Source organism: Paenibacillus sp. LS-5 (genome assembly GCF_056121505.1).
Genome location: NZ_JBWAVA010000010.1, coordinates 97,547 through 113,993, shown reverse-complemented (window position 1 = coordinate 113,993; position 16,447 = coordinate 97,547). Strand labels below are relative to the sequence as shown.

At 50.1% G+C, this 16,447-nt stretch carries 16 protein-coding genes and 1 other annotated feature (1 of these 17 only partly in view); of the genes, 7 read left to right on the top strand and 9 right to left on the bottom strand.

Going from position 1 to position 16,447, the window contains the following annotated elements:
* Positions 1–16 precede the first annotated feature (16 nt).
* The 3 genes from AC0MA3_RS16035 to AC0MA3_RS16025 all read right to left on the bottom strand — a co-directional run bounded on the left by AC0MA3_RS16035 (position 17) and on the right by AC0MA3_RS16025 (position 1,744).
* Positions 17–373: a response regulator gene (locus AC0MA3_RS16035; RefSeq protein WP_379162750.1), complete on the bottom strand. Its 357-nt coding sequence runs from the start codon at positions 371–373 to the stop codon at positions 17–19.
* A 134-nt stretch (positions 374–507) separates the two neighbouring features.
* Positions 508–738: a hypothetical protein gene (locus tag AC0MA3_RS16030; protein ID WP_379162747.1), complete on the bottom strand. Its 231-nt coding sequence runs from the start codon at positions 736–738 to the stop codon at positions 508–510.
* Between the two features lie 4 nt (positions 739–742).
* A complete protein-coding gene (locus AC0MA3_RS16025) occupies positions 743–1,744 on the bottom strand; it encodes a TIR domain-containing protein (protein WP_379162744.1) in 1,002 nt (333 codons plus the stop codon).
* A 178-nt stretch (positions 1,745–1,922) separates the two neighbouring features.
* Here AC0MA3_RS16025 and AC0MA3_RS16020 point away from each other — a divergent pair, with 178 nt between their 5' ends.
* A complete protein-coding gene (locus AC0MA3_RS16020; protein ID WP_474656969.1) occupies positions 1,923–3,077 on the top strand; it encodes an N-acetylmuramoyl-L-alanine amidase in 1,155 nt (384 codons plus the stop codon).
* Between the two features lie 19 nt (positions 3,078–3,096).
* Here the strand turns inward: AC0MA3_RS16020 and AC0MA3_RS16015 are convergent, their stop codons facing one another.
* The 3 genes from AC0MA3_RS16015 to AC0MA3_RS16005 form a co-directional block, all read right to left on the bottom strand.
* The gene (locus AC0MA3_RS16015) at positions 3,097–4,104 is read right to left on the bottom strand and encodes an HD-GYP domain-containing protein (RefSeq protein ID WP_379162741.1); all 1,008 of its coding nucleotides are present in this window, start codon (positions 4,102–4,104) and stop codon (positions 3,097–3,099) included.
* Positions 4,105–4,216: 112 nt separating this feature from the next.
* Positions 4,217–5,797 carry a response regulator transcription factor gene (locus AC0MA3_RS16010; protein WP_474656912.1) on the bottom strand — a complete coding sequence of 527 codons (1,581 nt, stop codon included), beginning with the start codon at positions 5,795–5,797 and terminating at the stop codon, positions 4,217–4,219.
* 279 nt (positions 5,798–6,076) lie between these two features.
* The gene (locus AC0MA3_RS16005; protein WP_474656911.1) at positions 6,077–7,891 is read right to left on the bottom strand and encodes a sensor histidine kinase; all 1,815 of its coding nucleotides are present in this window, start codon (positions 7,889–7,891) and stop codon (positions 6,077–6,079) included.
* Between the two features lie 144 nt (positions 7,892–8,035).
* Between AC0MA3_RS16005 and AC0MA3_RS16000 the strand changes: the two genes are divergently transcribed.
* The 6 genes from AC0MA3_RS16000 to AC0MA3_RS15975 all read left to right on the top strand — a co-directional run bounded on the left by AC0MA3_RS16000 (position 8,036) and on the right by AC0MA3_RS15975 (position 12,455).
* Complete coding sequence (locus AC0MA3_RS16000) at positions 8,036–8,926, top strand: carbohydrate ABC transporter permease (protein WP_379162732.1); 891 nt, start codon at positions 8,036–8,038, stop codon at positions 8,924–8,926.
* A complete protein-coding gene (locus AC0MA3_RS15995) occupies positions 8,926–9,762 on the top strand; it encodes a carbohydrate ABC transporter permease (protein WP_474656910.1) in 837 nt (278 codons plus the stop codon). The genes AC0MA3_RS16000 and AC0MA3_RS15995 overlap by 1 nt, the downstream gene beginning before the upstream one ends.
* A 108-nt stretch (positions 9,763–9,870) precedes the next feature.
* Positions 9,871–11,178 carry an ABC transporter substrate-binding protein gene (locus tag AC0MA3_RS15990; protein WP_474656909.1) on the top strand — a complete coding sequence of 436 codons (1,308 nt, stop codon included), beginning with the start codon at positions 9,871–9,873 and terminating at the stop codon, positions 11,176–11,178.
* A 236-nt stretch (positions 11,179–11,414) separates the two neighbouring features.
* Positions 11,415–12,041 carry a sigma-70 family RNA polymerase sigma factor gene (locus AC0MA3_RS15985; protein WP_474656908.1) on the top strand — a complete coding sequence of 209 codons (627 nt, stop codon included), beginning with the start codon at positions 11,415–11,417 and terminating at the stop codon, positions 12,039–12,041.
* Positions 12,042–12,043: 2 nt separating this feature from the next.
* Positions 12,044–12,148, top strand: coding sequence for a YvrJ family protein (locus AC0MA3_RS15980; RefSeq protein ID WP_474656907.1), 105 nt, complete (start codon positions 12,044–12,046; stop codon positions 12,146–12,148).
* Positions 12,149–12,212: 64 nt separating this feature from the next.
* Entirely contained in the window at positions 12,213–12,455 is a 243-nt protein-coding gene (locus AC0MA3_RS15975; protein ID WP_379162718.1) for a helix-turn-helix domain-containing protein, read from the top strand.
* 87 nt (positions 12,456–12,542) lie between these two features.
* Here AC0MA3_RS15975 and AC0MA3_RS15970 read toward each other — a convergent pair whose 3' ends face one another.
* The 3 genes from AC0MA3_RS15970 to AC0MA3_RS15960 form a co-directional block, all read right to left on the bottom strand.
* Entirely contained in the window at positions 12,543–13,805 is a 1,263-nt protein-coding gene (locus AC0MA3_RS15970; RefSeq protein ID WP_474656968.1) for an Nramp family divalent metal transporter, read from the bottom strand.
* A 360-nt stretch (positions 13,806–14,165) separates the two neighbouring features.
* The gene (locus AC0MA3_RS15965) at positions 14,166–14,360 is read right to left on the bottom strand and encodes a DUF2933 domain-containing protein (RefSeq protein WP_474656906.1); all 195 of its coding nucleotides are present in this window, start codon (positions 14,358–14,360) and stop codon (positions 14,166–14,168) included.
* A 61-nt stretch (positions 14,361–14,421) separates the two neighbouring features.
* The gene (locus AC0MA3_RS15960) at positions 14,422–16,131 is read right to left on the bottom strand and encodes a glutamine--tRNA ligase/YqeY domain fusion protein (RefSeq protein WP_474656905.1); all 1,710 of its coding nucleotides are present in this window, start codon (positions 16,129–16,131) and stop codon (positions 14,422–14,424) included.
* 87 nt (positions 16,132–16,218) lie between these two features.
* Positions 16,219–16,447, bottom strand: a binding site (T-box leader) (it continues 34 nt past the right edge of the window).

Below are 16,447 nucleotides of genomic sequence, written 5' to 3'. Positions count from 1 at the left end.
ATTTCTCCCTCTTTTTTTACAGTTGATTTTCTACAGCTTGCAACAGCCGGTCTGCCTGAAAAGGCTTAACCACAAAATCCTTTGCCCCGGCCTTCATTGCATCCATGACCATCACGGTCTGTCCCATGGCACTGCACATAATAATTTTGGCCCCGGGATCTATAGCCAAAATATTTTTGACTGCAGTAACCCCGTCCATATCCGGCATGGTGATATCCATCGTGACCACATCCGGTTTGACTTGCTGGTAGATTTTGACCGCTTCTGCTCCGTTAACCGCTTCACCCACAATCTCATGCCCTTTACCCTCCAGTGCCGAACGCACCATCAACCGCATAAAAGCTGCATCATCCGTAATCAATATCTTCGCCATTTGAACACTCCCTATCAGGTTTCTGTACAGCCTATTCTAGAAGCCAATCCTAAAGGGAACATGACGAAATTATGAAAGAAATATAAAAAAAGCCCCCAGCATGTGCTGGGGGCCCTATCTTGGTGAAGCACCAGTTAAGCAAACGAAGGTTTGTTATGGTCTACCTTCCCGCTAGTGAGCTTCTTGTATTCGTCGTCTCCGCCTTCAAGAGAAGGCGCAATATATACGTTCATGGCTGCAGGTGATAGCTTGGTGGGCCTTACGGCTCCAGTCTTTCGCTTCGCGCGGCTTTTGCTGCCCTCGCTGCTGTTAGCGGTCCGGCGGACAGCACTGGATAAACTGACTGCATTCTTCATATTCTTCATCGTGTCAGTCCCCTTCCACTAAATGATTGACGGTACGGAATAAATCCCGGTTGTACGATACGACCTCGGTCAGATCATCCGCAGATAACCCGTCGTTTCCGGAAAAATGTACAGAAAGGACATGCCTCTCACCTAAAGGATAGCACAGGATATATACCTCAGCAACTTCGGTGCGCTGCAAAAAGGTCCATTCTTTGGCTATAAAAGCATCCACTACCCCCGGACGGGAGCCCTTTTCTTCAGTCGATGAAAAAGGATAGGAATGTCCGCGGCCCACATTACCGCCCACCTGCACCAACCCTTCCTGTTCACGGGCCTGCCACATAGCCGCGCCCATCACACGGCAATGCTTAGGGGGAAGAAAGGAATTGCGGATAGCCTCACTGAGCGCCTGATATTTGTCCCGGTCATCAGGGGTAGATATATTGCTATTATATTGCCAGAAGAAGTGAAGGATACTTTCTTTCCGCCCAAGTTCACTCTTCAGCTGTTCCAGCTCCTTAAGCGGGTCATGGAAGCTTCCCAGCTCCTGAATGCTGTCGATGATCTTGCCGCAGCTGACATCTACGGCTGCCACCGGATTCTCATGCTGCCATTCGTACTCCAGCGGAGTAAGCCCGGATAGATCCGAGAGCAAATGATATTCCTCAATATTCTCCCCCGGAATTAAGTCCTTGCGGACAGGCACCTGATCCGGAAGCAGACAGAACACACGGTTCCGTCGCAGCCTCGCCCAGAATAATCCCATCTCAAACTGTGTATTATCACGGGTCACATAATAATATTTGCCGCGGATTCTGGCTACATCATCCGGCGAGAACACAAATACGGCAAAATCGCTCTCATCCAGATTCCGTTCGAGCGCTTCCATGGTATATTCGTTTGCCCGGAATGCGTTGGCATACCACGGATTGACCTGAGCTTCCCGTTTCAGCTGCTCATGTATCGCCCGTGCGTAACGGATGGATTCTCTGGAAGATCCAATGAATAATTTCGGTCTGGTCACGTCGGCACTCCTTTGTCGTCTTTCACGATATGTAATAATTATACAGATGTTTACACGACTGGAACAGAGACAGTTTTCAATTAAAATTTTGACTATCTTCCGTTTCTACCCCGCCGGAGCGGGTAATAAACCTTTAATCTATTTGTGAAACAGAAGGGGAATTTATAGCGTGAAACCAATGAATTCATATATTTTCAAAAAAACAATATCTGCCTCCATGCTTGCAGTCACTTTATTACTATCCACTGCTGTGCAGACTGAATCAGCTCAGGCTGCCGGAGCCTATACGGCGAGGGTATACGCTTCTTCCCTAAATGTGCGCAGTGAGCCGGCGGCAAGCGCAGCTGTAACGGGATCGCTAAAAAGCGGAACTCTGGTCACCGTAACCGCCGAGCAGCACGGCTGGCTTAAGGTCCGGTCCGGTTCCGTCTCCGGCTGGGTTGCCGGATATTATCTCAAGCGGACCAGCGGCACAAACGCGGCAGCTTCAGGGAACATAGCCGCAGCCGCTTACGTGAAGACCTCTGCCCCATCCTCCGGCAGTGCTGGAACCGCGCACGTTACCGCCTCTTCCCTGCGGATCAGGGGCGGCCCGGGAACAGGATATACGGTGCTGGGATCTTTGAAAGAAGGAGATTCTATTACTGTACTGCTTCGCCAGGGGGATTGGGCACGCATTCGCACCACGAGCGGAGAGATCGGCTGGGTATCCGGGCAATACATTGCCGGAGGAAGTACAGGAAGCGGGAGCAGCTCGAGCACCAGGAGCAATAATACCAGGACTTCCGGGAGCATCCGCGGCAAGCTTATCGTCATTGACCCCGGACACGGCGGAAGTGACCCCGGTATGCTGGGTACAAGCTTTGATACGATGGAGAAGGATTTGACGCTGCAGACAGCATTTTATGTGAGAGATTATTTGAGAGCTAGAGGAGCACAGGTGGAAATGACCCGGACTCGGGCAGACCAGAAGCCTTCGCTCGCCCGGCGGGTACAGATCGGGCAGCAGCTGGGAGCGGATGCTTTTGTCAGCATTCATTATAATTCTTCTCCGAAGAAAGTATCGGGGACCCTCACCTTTTTTTATTCAGAGAATAATGATCTGCGTCTGGCCCGTTCGATTGAGAACCGGCTTGGACAGGGAATTGGCCTGAAGAGCAATGGCCTATCCTTTGGGAACTACCACATTCTGCGCGAAAACACCCTCCCGGCAACGCTGGTGGAGCTTGGTTTTCTGACCAACCGTTACGACGAATCCGTCGTCCGCAAAACCTCTTATCAGAAAAAAGCTGCCCAGGCGATTGCCGAGGGGCTATCGGATTATTTTGACTAAATCTAAGCAATCTTACTTCCTACTCAATATTGATTTCTTTGATCTTAAGGGTATTCATTTTGCTCAGGTCAATATACTCATCGTCAATTTTCACTAGAGGGGTTCCAATATCGTGGGGGTTCAGGTAGACAATTTCACCGACACGCCCGTCCGTCAGAACCACTTCGCGGCCCACGGTGCGCTTCACAATATTCTCAAGAAAGACGGACACGATGTTCGGGTCAAGCGCACCAAAGCTACCTCTTCTCATCTGATCGACAATGGTATGGAACGGAACCGGCTCATGATAGGGGCGTCTGGAGGACATGGCATGAAAAATATCGGCTACCGCTACGATCTTGCTGTAGAAGTCAATCTGCTCTTCTTTTAGACCCAGGGGATAACCTCTGCCGTCATTCCGCTCATGGTGCTGTAGTGCCGTCAGTGTAATGTGGGAATTGGCCCCCGTGGTTTCCTTCAGCATTTCATAACCCAGTATGGTATGTTTTTTGACTAGTTCGTATTCATCCGGGGTCAGCTTGCCGGGTTTGTTCAAGATCTCGGAGGGAATCTTCAGCTTGCCGATATCATGAAGAGTGGCGGCTAAAGAGAGAACCGACAGCTCGGCCTCACTCATGTTAAGCCATCTGCCGATGAGCGTGGACAATACACCTACTCCAATATTATGCTGGTACGTATAATCATCCTTGCCTTGGATCGCACTGAACATCGCAAAAATATCGGGATTTAGGGATATTTCCTGAACAACAGGCACGACCTCCTTGCGGATATCTGTCAGAGGAACCTTGCGTGAGACCCGGAAGGACTCGAACAAATCCCTGGATACGTTCACCACGTTATACGCCAGTTCCTTGCTGGAGGGCTTCTGCCCTTTCTCAGCTTCAAAGATGATGTCGAGTACACTGATTTTCTGCTTGCGGATAAGCTCCAGATGCTCTGCATTCAGGATGCTGTCTGCAGGGATTACCGTTACTCCATAGGCATTAATCAAATCGTTTTTAATTTTTTTGCCTAAATATCTTTCCATGCTGCGTCCTCCCGAATCAACCGAATGAATATGTACCTATCTCTATACTCTATACTATCGGTTAAAAGCAGAAGAAAGCTGAAAGGGCCGGACCTATAATCGTGTAATTGTGCTAGAGAATTTCTCCCTGCTTGCGGTATTCCCTGGGTGTCTGCCCGGTAGACTTTTTAAAGACACGGCTGAAATACTTCTCATCCTCATAACCAACCAGCTCTGAAATTTGCGACAGCCGGAGATTTGTATTCTGCAGCAGTGTTTTGGCCTTGTCGATCCGGATACCGGTTAAATAATCAGACAGATTCTCCCCTGTGATCTGCTTGAACTTCCGTGAGACATTCTCTCTGCTGATAAAAAATTGCTCTGCAATATGCTGCAGTGTCATATCTCTGGCATAGTTCTGATGGAGATACTGCCTGATCTCCTCAATAAGCCGATTGTCCGGCGCCTGGGTGTTTCCTTTGGACAAGTGCTGAAGCAGCGCCTTGAGCTGATCCCGCCAATTCTCCACGGAGAAAAGACCTTCGTTATCATAGCAAATGCCTAATGTAATCTCTTCATCCGGCCGCCAGCGCTTCAGAACCTCTGAGATCTCATGCTGAAGCTGGAGGAGCCTGCTCTCCGTCAGCAGAGGCAGACGGGACAACAGGTCTGACCATTCGTCTACGGCCCGCTCCATTTTGTCCAAATCTCCGGAGAGAACCGCGATTCTTAGCTTATCCAGGTGAGCTTCAGAGGCGTAGTCTCCTTCAGGCCCACTCTCCTCCATATGCTCCCGGTAGAGGTGAATGCGCCCTTCCCGTTGCAGCAGATTACGCTCGTTCAAAGCCTGTAAGGCTTGGTGGAAGGCCGTTTGCAATTCTTCCGGAAAGGCTGCGGGAAGGCTGAGCCCGATATCCATTTGCACACCATAGGTCTGCCTAATGGACTCGTTGATCCGGCTCACCTCTGCCTCGGTTTCCATAACAGCTGCCCAGAATAGAAGGACCAGGTCTGCCCCCTTCTGCCAGCTGCGGAAGGCAAATCCCATCTGCTTCGGGGCAAGCACTTCGTTGCAGACATTGGCCAGTACAAAAGAGGTCAGTCCCACATCGCCGTGGAATCTCTGCAGCAGCCGGCAGTCCGCTCCCTGCAGCGAGAGGGCCGCAATTCTGCAATCTGCCGCAAACAGCGGCATGCCGAGTTCTTCGCTCAGCGGATGCCTCAGTTCCTGAAAGGACGCCTGTCCAGCCACCAGATCCGAGAGTACCTTGTCCCAATAAAGCGGCCGCAGCACATTTAGCTGCATATTTTGACGCTGCGCCTGTTGTCGTCCCTCCTCCTCCTCCAGCCACAGCTTAAAGGCACGCTCCGCTGCAGCGATCAGCTGCTTACTGTTCAGCGGCTTGAGCAAATAATCGGTTCCGCCGTAGACAATAGCAGGCTTCACATAGTTGAAGTCCTGATAACCGCTGATCACAATAGTCTTGGTATGCGGATAGTGGCTGTGCAGCCACTCCAGCAGCTCCGCTCCATCCATCAGCGGCATCCGCATATCCGTGAAGACAATTGCGGGCTGATGCTCCTGCATGATCCGCATTGCTTCTTGCCCGTTGGTAGCCTCATAGATATCGGTAATATGATGTTTCTCCCAAGGTACGAAATAGCGTATCGCCTCTCTAACATGCTTCTCATCATCTACTATCAGTACCTTCATGCTCCGCCGCTCCTTTTCTGTAAGTAATCGATATAAGTTGAACTTTTGATTTTCATATTATAGTCCGGTCGTAACTGCGGGGAATGTTTGGACTTCCGGCCGCTGCCCATCTGCAGATTTCTTGATTTATACCGCTGTTCTCGGTGGAAATCCGCAGACTGATTATGCTTCCGATGCGAGCTTTCCTACGGAAAGCTTTCAGGCGGTCGCTATCGCTCCTACAGTTCCAAACTTCCCCTCCGCACTCCTACCTTTTTATGTTTTTTTAGTTCAACTTATCTATATGTCCAGCGGAATAAGGAGAGTGACGGTCAGGCCCCCATCCCCATTATCACGCAGCAGCATCTCCGCCCCAGAGCTCATCTGCAAACGGAGCCGGGCCAGCACATTGTACAGTCCAATCTCCTCCTGCTCCATGCCTCTGTTGACTGCAAGTAAGGCATTGATTTCTTCCAGCCGCTCAGGTGTTATCCCCTTGCCGTTATCTTTGACAGCCAGCATTAACCGGCCCTGCGTATCCACCGCGCAATCGATAGCGATGAGTCCGCCCTGTATGCCATCCGCGAAGCCATGCTTGAAGATATTCTCCACAATCGGCTGCAAAATCATTTTGGGCACCACTACCTCCAGCGCCTTCTCTTCCGCGTCTACTTCAAGACGGAGATTCTCTTCCCCGAATCGTTCTGTCTGCAGGATAACATAGTTCTGGACATGCTCAATTTCGTCACGGAGCGGCACCTGTGTGCGTTCAGTATTCATGGAATAACGCATCATGCTGCCAAGTGAATAGATGAGATCATATACCTTCGGCGCATTGTACCGCAAGGACAAGCTGGCGATAGACTGCAATGCATTGTATAAAAAATGCGGATTAACCTGTGCCTGTAGCGCCTTCAACTGGTTGGTCTTATTCGCCAGCTCCAGCTTGTATTCCTTGAGGATCAGATCATTGATCGTCCGGGTCATCCCGGTGATTTTGCGCGTCAGCAGGCCGAATTCATCTTCCCGTTCCACATCCATATGTGCATCCAGCTGCCCAATCTGTACCTTCTGGGTGAAGGAGATCAGCTTCTTGATCGGTCTGGTGAAGCCAATAGAAATAAGCACGGCGCTGATTCCCCCCACTAGGAGGAACAATACGCCGATTCCGGTATTGAACCGGGTGATCACCCGGGCATCCCCGTACAGATCCTCATAGGGAACCAGCTTGATAATATTACCCTTGAATAAGGGATCCTCGATATGCCGGTACATGACGATCCCTTCGAAACCCTCCTTCTTCCAGGTAAAATGTCCGCTGCCCTTGTTCCCGGGAAGCTGGCTCCAGCCTGCCTTAACCGGCTTGCCGATCCACTCGGGGTCGGAGGCAAAAAGCGCCTGTCCTTGATCGTTCAACACATATAAGCGCTCCGTATCGGAATTGTACATGGATTTGACGATTCCCTCCAGCTCTGTGAGGCGGTAGTCTATGGAGAGATCTGCCAGAACGTCTGCGCTTGGAGTCTTGTAAATGGGAAAATGGGCCGTAAATACCGGCTCGCTCCCCGGCTTCAAATTAGGAAACCCGGATTTCATCCCGTACTGATGATCCATATGCGTGACTTCGATGTAAGGCCGGTAGGTTTCTCTCAGAGGTTCTGCCGAGACATAGCCGGTATCAGACTCCCGCCGGAACAATCCGCCCAGCAGCAGATTGGACTGCCGGGCCGCCCGCACATACAGATGAATCTGAAAGGTATTCCGGTCAGAGAGGAACAGATTGTATAGCTGGGTGGAGATCACAGCCCGGGTATCTGGAACAGCGGTGCCGGGTGGAACATCTTTTGGGCTTTTGGCGGTAAGGAGGGTGGTATAAAAAGAGCTGGGCACGTTGATTCCGCTATATAGCGACATGATCCGCTGATTCATACCGCTGAAGTAGCTGCTCAGATTAGCCTCCCCGAGTGTCAGCAGCTTCGTGTTCTGCTTCACCGACTGCTCGGTAACCGATTGTTTGGTATACAAATAGGAGAATGTAACCGATATGGCGGATGGAATTACCGAAGCCAGCAGCACAAGCGCCATTAGCCGGGTCCGGATACTGTTTTTGAACATACTTAAGCCTCCTGAAGAATTCGCGAGCATCCGCTGCAAAATAATCCACTTTTATCATCATCAAATTGAGTGTTGATCATTCCTGCCTGTTCCTATAATGAAGGTGTGAACCCGTAGATTAACTATATACAAAGGAGACTCCATATGAGAAAAGCTCTGCGCCTGCAAAAAGGCTGGGGACAGCAAATCATTTTCCTCTGGCCCGCCTTGCTCTTCTTCCTGACCATTGTGGTCACACCCTTCATTCTTGGCTTCTACTACTCCTCCACCAACTGGAACGGGCTGGATCTGGACAAAGCAGTCTGGACAGGTGCGGCTAACTGGAAACGGATTTTTACGAATGACGACAAGTTCTGGGATTCCTTGTTCTTCACCTTGCGCTTCACCGTCGTATCCGTGATTGCTGCTAACGTACTGGCGCTTCTGCTCGCATTCCTGCTAATGACGACCCTGAAGACCAAGAAAGTATTGCGCACGATCTTCTTCATGCCTAACGTCATCGGCGGTATTCTGCTGGGCTACATCTGGCAGTTTATTTTCACCAAAGGCTTCGCCACGATCGGCGACATTACCGGCATTGCCTTCTTCCAGCTTCCTTGGCTGGGTACATCCGGTACCGGCTTCTGGGGTCTGGTGATTGTGTTTGTCTGGCAGACTGCCGGGTATATGATGGTCATTTATATCGCCGGACTGGCCGGAATTCCGAAGGACCTGATCGAAGCCGCCAAAATCGACGGCGCACGCGCTCCGCAGTTGTTCAAGAGCGTCTATGTCCCGCTGATCATGCCTGCGATTACCATCTGTCTGTTCCTGACCACTTCGAATGCTTTCAAAATGTTCGATCTCAACCTGTCGCTAACCAAAGGCGGACCGGGAACCTCCACCCAGTCGCTCGCTTATAACATCTATGCGGAAGCACTGATCAACAACCGTTACGGCCTCGGCACCGCCAAAGCGCTGCTCTTCTTCTTCGCCGTTTCACTAATTACGGTCACCCAGGTCTGGATCACTAAACGGAAGGAGGTATCGGCATAATGGATAACAGCAGATACCGTCTCCGAAATTTCGTTCTGGAAATCGCCGCTATACTACTGGCCCTTGTGTTCCTCTCTCCGTTCTACCTGGTGCTGAGCAACTCGGTTAAGGGACTGAAGGAAATCCTGATTGATGCCGCATCCTTCCCGCAGGTATACCACTGGGACAATTACTCGAAGGTATGGGATGCGATCAACTTCCCGCAGGCATTCTGGAACTCGCTGCAAATCACAATCCTGAGTGTGATCTTCATCGTGATGTTCAGCTCCATGGCGGCTTACCAGATCGTCCGCAAGCCGTCGCGCTTCAATTCCTTTGTATTCCTGCTGCTCGTATCCGCAATGATCATCCCGTTCCAGTCCCTGATGCTGCAATTGGTCCGGGTAACCAGCATCCTGGAGCTGCGCGGTGAACTGTACGGTATTGTCGCCTGCTATCTCGGCTTCGGGATGCCGCTATCGGTCTTCCTGTTCCACGGCTTCATCAAGAGCGTGCCCATTGAGCTGGAGGAAGCAGCAAGGGTCGACGGGTCAAGCCCGTATGGGGTTTTCTTCAAAATTGTCTTCCCGCTGCTGATGCCTATTATCGTAACGGTTATCATTCTGAACACGTTATGGATCTGGAATGACTACCTGCTGCCGGTGCTTGTTATTGGAGGCAATAAGGACCTTACCACCTTGCCAGTTGCTGTGACCAAGTTCTTCGGCCAGTATACCAAGAAGTGGGATCTCGCCCTCGCGGGTCTGGTCATGGCGATTACACCGATTCTTCTGTTCTTCCTGTCACTGCAGCGTTATATTGTTGAAGGTGTAACCGCCGGCTCCATTAAGGGATAAAACCTTTGCAACAATATCCACCTTTTCGAGCAAAATATTAAGTGTAAGTCTATTCGTATTTACATTACGATCAAGTTGCAGGAACCACTAGACCAGGGAGGTTATACTATGAAAAGAAAGTTCGCATTTGTTATCGCAACCGTTTGCACACTTATTATCGCAGGTTGCGGTAATGGCGGCAATAATAATTCCGCAAGCAGTGGTAACGCTGTCAACTCAGGAACAGAAACAGCAGCGCCAGAAGCTACTGCAGCTCCGGCCAAAGATGTAACGATCAAAATGTTCCAGTTCAAGGTTGAAATTGCCGAGCAGCTGAATGCACTGGCTGAAGAATATGAGAAAGAAACCGGCGTGAAGGTTGAAGTGGAAACACATGGCGGCGGTGAAGATTACGGTGCACTGCTCAAAGCGGAGATCGCTTCCGGCTCCGAACCGGAAATTTTCAATAACGGCGGGTTTACGGCCCTGGTTCCTTATATGGATCGTGCCACCGATTTGTCCAATGAGCCTTGGGCGGCTAATCTGATTCCAACCGCCAAAACTCCGGCCACTGTGGACGGCAAGCTGTACGGCATGCCGATGAACGTTGAGGGCTATGGACTGATCTATAATAAGGATCTGTTCACCAAAGCCGGGATTACTGAAGAACCCAAAACACTTTCACAACTGAAGGACGCAGCAGCCAAATTGAAGGCCGCAGGCATCACACCTTTTGAAGCTACCAATGAATGGTGGTCCATGGGGATTCACTTGGTTAACGTAGGTCTGGCCCACCAGCCGGATCCGAAGAAATTCATCGATGATGTTAAAGCCGGCACAGCAACGATCAAAGGCAACCCTGTCTTCGAGCAATGGCTGAATCTGGTAGACGTCATCTTCGACAACGCACAGGATAACAAAATGACTACAGATTATGCTACCCAGGTTGCTGAATTTGCATCCGGCAAAGCGGCTATGATGCTGCAGGGTAACTGGACGCAAGGAGATATCGACAAAATTGATCCTGCGCTGAATCTCGGCCTCCTTCCGCTTCCAATCAGTGATGAAGAAGGAACGATTCTTGTAGGGGTGCCTAACAACTACGTAGTGAACAGCAAATCCGCTCATCCGGAAGAAGCCAAGGCTTTCCTGAACTGGCTCGTGAGCTCGGAAACTGGCAAAAAGTATCTCACCAAGGAATTCAAATTCATTCCGGCTGAAACCAACGTGGAAGCCGACGCCGCAGACATCGGCCAGGTTGCCGTGGCTGTGCAGGAGAAATCCGCTACCGCACTGGGCTGGAACTGGGATATGTTCCCTGACGGTGTAACTCAAGGCTTCGGTGCTGCCATGCAGGAATACCTGGGCGGCCAGCTGAACCATGATCAGCTTCTGGCAGCGCTCGACAAAGCTGTTCAGGATATCGTGAAACAATAATATTATCCGTATTAAAGAGCATAGTCTTTGCCATAAGAACAGCCCGTCTCCAGCCATCGATCAGGTTAACCTGATTGAGGCCGGGGCGGGCTTTTTGGTATGGATTCCATTCATTAACCAAATAAAGTATAATAAATAGGAACATTTGTTCCTATTTAGGTTGTAATTTCGTTCGTTCCCTTCACTTTATAGAGTATAGGGTGAACAAACCACATCAAGAAAGGAAGATCTACAATATGAATAGAAAATCAGGGACTGCCACACCGATCACCAGATATGAATTTGAATTATCCCTGCAACATCCTATCGTACTTGGGTTCTCCTCTCACCCCGAGAATGCTCTATACGTCCAAAAGTTTATACACGAACCTAATACAACCAATCAGGCCAAGCTGAACCAAGCCTTCAAGGCTTATTTATTCGCCATCCGGTTTACAAAATACCTCAGTTCTCTAATTACGAACAGCCGGATCGATTATTTAAGAAAAATAAAAAAAGAAGAGGAACGGGAATTACTGATCTTCGATAAACCCGGCTCCGACGAAGACACTTTTTCTTTGGGCGAGATATTGTCGAATGTTTATAACGGAGATGATATTCCCCAGGTCACAGTCGATCCCGATGTTTTTCAATCCCAGCTTAATAATGAGTGGCTCTATGATGGCTTCTCCCAATTAACACCCAAACAAAAATATGTGATCACCCTTGCCTATTCTTCCTGCAGCCGCGATAGCGAAATCGCCCTTCTCTTACATGTAACCCAGCAATCCGTCTCCAAGACGCGCCAGCGTTCCTTGCAGAAGCTGAAACAATGTATACCACCAGCCCATTTTGAAACCGCTATAGAAAAGGAGGAGATGTAAAAATGGATCAGGCCCAGTTCATTTCTGTCCTTACAACGACCATTGGCAATTTCGGCTTTCCCATTGTGGTAACCGGATACTTGCTTTTGCGTTTCGAAAAAAAATAGACAACCTCATTCATACGATGCAAGATCTGAAGCTGTCTGTACTTGGTGAGGGGGAGAATAAGAAGTGAAGAATTACGAATTATATGAATGGGTGCGCAGAGCCCAATTTGGTGACCGGGAGGCCATGGGCCAAATTATTGATGCTTACTATCCTTTAATCCGTAAAACATCAAGAACTCTGTCTGCCCTTTCTGCTAAAGATTTTGAGCAATCCACCATTGAAAAGATCGTAAGGGCCGTGCATAATTATGATCTTGATTCACTCCCGGATTTCGAAGCCTTTCTGAATACGGAGACTGATCCCTAGAACGAATGCTCCTTCTGCATCTTCCAAAATAAAGAAAGCCTCCGGACACGGGAGGCTTTCTTTGCATTCCTTCTTATTCTAGTTCCCTCAGATAACCATCTCCACAATCAGGAACAGATTCAGTGATACAACCAGGGCACAGATGATCCAGCCCAGAATGGTAGTGATGCGGTGGTTGACCAGCCCGTTCATGATCTTGCGGTCGCTCGTGAAGAGCACCAGCGGAATCAGGGCAAACGCAATCCCGAACGACAGAACAACCTGGCTCATCACCAGCGCGCTCGTAGCATTGATGCCGAAGGCGATGATGGCCAGCGGAGGAATGATCGTAATCGCCCGCCGCAGGTAGAGATTGATTCTTTTATTAATGAAACCCTGCATGACCACATCACCCGCCATCGTCCCTACCGACGAGCTGGAGAGCCCGGCAATCAGCAGGCCAAGTCCGAAGGAAATCGCGGTAACGGGTCCGGCCAACTGGCGGAACTGGTCGAAGGCTATATCCAAATCCTCGACTACCAATCCGTTTTTGAAGAATAATGCCGCGGCTACAACCACCATCGCCATATTAACCGCACCCGCAATCAGCATGGCAATCAGAATATCGATGAACTCCAGCTTGAAGATCTGTTTCTTCTCCTTGTCATCAATTCCGACCACACGGCTCTGTGTCAGTGAGGAGTGCAGATAAATCGCATGCGGCATAACCGTGGCGCCAAGGATACCCGCAGCCAGAAGAATACTGTCCACACCCTGGAACTGAGGAGTGAAGATCCCGGTGACAACTGCCCCGGCATCCGGCTGTGCCATGACCACCTGGAACGCAAAAGCCAGAACGACGATTAGCACCATGCTGGCAATTCCCGCCTCAAGCGTACGGTATCCGCGCCGCTGCAGCTCCAGGATAGCAAATGAACCGACAGCGGTAATCAGTGCGGCAGGCAGCATGGGTATCCCGAATAATAAATATAATCCGAGGGCCGCCCCAATAAATTCCGCCAGGTCTGTAGCAATAATCACCAATTCACTCTGAATCCATAAGAAAACCGATACGCCCTTCGGGAATCTCTCCCGTGCTACCTCGGGCAGATTTTTACCGGTGGCAATGCCGAGCTTGGCAGATAACGACTGAATAAGAACAGCCATCAGATTGGATGCGAATATAACCCATAAGAGCAAATAACCGTATTTCGAACCTGCTGTAATATTGGTGGCGAAATTGCCTGGGTCCAGATATGCTACGGAAGCGATAAAAGCCGGCCCCAGGAAAGGAAGGAGTCTTTTAAGTCCTTTGACATCCCCGTTGAGTACGGCCTGTGCAGTCAGTCTGTTTTTAGATCTGTGTATCATTGGAGGTGCTTCTGCTAAGTTTTGCTCCATCATTTTCATTCCCTCCTCTTGCCTGGAAAAGTTGTCTATACACACGAAAGTTTCCCCGATGCAACATTTAGTTTAATTTTATTATAATCTGCGTTGTGAAAAATGTAAATGCATTTGCGCAAACTAATGCTTGGCGTCATTTCCATACCCTATTATTAACCCGTTCTGCCTGCCGTCCATCTTCTGTGCCCTAATGTTTATCTAGGCTTTCTTATTCATATGAGAAAAACCCCGACAAAGTGAAGCTTTGGAGCAAAAGCATTGCCACAAAAGAAAACGGGCAGGGTCCAGGGTTCATCCCCGGCTCCCGCCCGCTGCTATTTCATGCCCTTAAGAAGTAATCCTGTTAATATCCGCCCGCATTTTTTCATTTTGCGTCTTCAACTCGTTCAATTCTCGCTGAAGCTCTTCTACCTTCGGCTGCCGCCGTGAATGCATTCCGTGCCCATGTCCTCCACGCATACCGAACATCATGATGATCATCATAAGCGGACAGACCAGTGTAATTAACCAGGACCAGTTCATCGCTCTACCTCCTCCAGAATTCAGGGTATAGAGTTCATTATAAAGAGGGGTTGTGAAGAAACTATGTTGCTGTGTTAATTGCTGACTTTTCCCCGCCTTTCCAAGAATCCTTCAGCGGAACGATACGGTTGAACACCAGCCGGTCCCCGCGGGTCAGCTTGTTGTCTACGCAAAAGTAGCCTTGGCGCATAAATTGGAATTTGTCCTCAGGCTTGGCACCAGCCGCATAAGGTTCCAGCAGGCAACCCGTCATAAGCTTTATGGAATCGGGATTCAGGTATGCCTCCCAGGTTTCGCCTTCTGTCTTAGGGCTATCGCTGTCTTTCAGCAGCTTCTCATACAGGTATATCTCCGCTGGTATGCCATGACTGGCCGATACCCAATGGATGGTGCCTTTGACCTTGCGCCCGCTAAGGGCGTTACCGCTTTTGGTCAGAGGATCATAGGTGCAGCGGAGCTCGCTGATCTCCCCGGTTGCTGCATGCCTAACCACCTCGTCGCATTTGATGATATACGCCCCCTTCAGCCGGACTTCACCGCCCGGGACCAGCCTGCGGAAGCCGGGTGACGGCTCTTCCATGAAATCCTCCCGCTCAATATAGACGACCCTGGAGAAGGGCACTTCTCTCTCGCCCAGCCCGGTATTCTCGCTGTTATTGGCAAGGGTCAGCCACTCTGTCCCCTTAGCTTCATAATTGGTAATCACGACCTTCAGCGGATCAAGCACAGCCATGATACTTGGCACACTGGCCTTAAGATCCTGTCTCAGGCTATGTTCCAGCATGGAGAAATCGGCCATCGTCTGGTTTCGGATCATGCCGATCTCCCGGACAAAGCTGCTGATGCTCTCTGGAGTGAAGCCCCTTCTCCGCAGACCACGCAGCGTGGGCAGTCGCGGATCGTCCCAGCCATCCACATAATTCCCCGCAACCAGCTCTCTGAGATACCGCTTGCTGGTTACCACTCCCGTCAGGTTCACCCTGCCGAATTCCCTTTGCCTAGGCGCTTCCTCGATCCCCAGTTCCTCCAGTACCCACTCGTACAGCGGCCGGTGATCTTTGAATTCAAGCGAGCATAGCGAATGGGTGATGCCTTCAATCGCATCCTGAATCGGGTGGGCAAAATCATACATCGGATAAATACACCATGCATCCCCTGTACGGTAATGCTCCGCATGAATAATTCTGTAGAGTATCGGATCACGCAGGTTGATGTTCGGTGAAGCCATATTGATCTTAGCCCGCAGCACCCGGGAGCCTGTGGGGTATGACCCTCTTCGCATCTCACTGAACAAGAGCAGATTCTCCTCCACAGACCGTTCCCGGTAAGGGCTATCCTTCCCAGGTTCTGTCAACGTGCCTCTATATGAGGTCACCTCTTCCGGTGATAAATCGCAGATATAGGCTTTACCCTTGCGGATTAACCGTACAGCGCTGTTATAGATTTCCTCCGAGTAGTCGGAGCCGTAATAGATATGCTCTCCCGGGCTGCAGCCCAGCCATTCGATATCCTCTATGATTGCTTGAACATATTCCATATCCTCTTTGAGCGGATTCGTATCATCGAAGCGCAGATGGAAGGTGCCGCCATATTTTTGCGCAATCCCATAGTTGGTGTGAATGGCGAACGCACTGCCGATATGCAGATACCCGTTCGGCTCCGGCGGGAACCTTGTGCAGATTTCTCTGCTGTAGATTCCGGCCTCTATATCTTCCCTGATCAGCTTATCCATATAATTCTCCGCTGCTGCGGCTTCCAGATCGTTACTCATGCCCATAACCTCCTGTGTGTATGTGATTACCGCTCTTTCGAACCTTTGCCCCACGCAAAAAAGAACCTCACCTCCAAGACGTATGGTCTTGGGGACGAGATTCTCGCGGTACCACCCCAGGTTTATTAATATGTCGCCATATTAATCTCATCGAGTACGGCATTACCAGGCAGGCAAGGCTTATACTCTAGCTCTGTAACAGGAGCTCCTGTCGTACTATCCCCAGATCTTACTGGTTCCAATACGCCGCTCAGAGACTTGGTTCAACACACCGTTCTTTGCCCCTTTTCAGCACCCGGAGCTCTCTGTGAAAGAA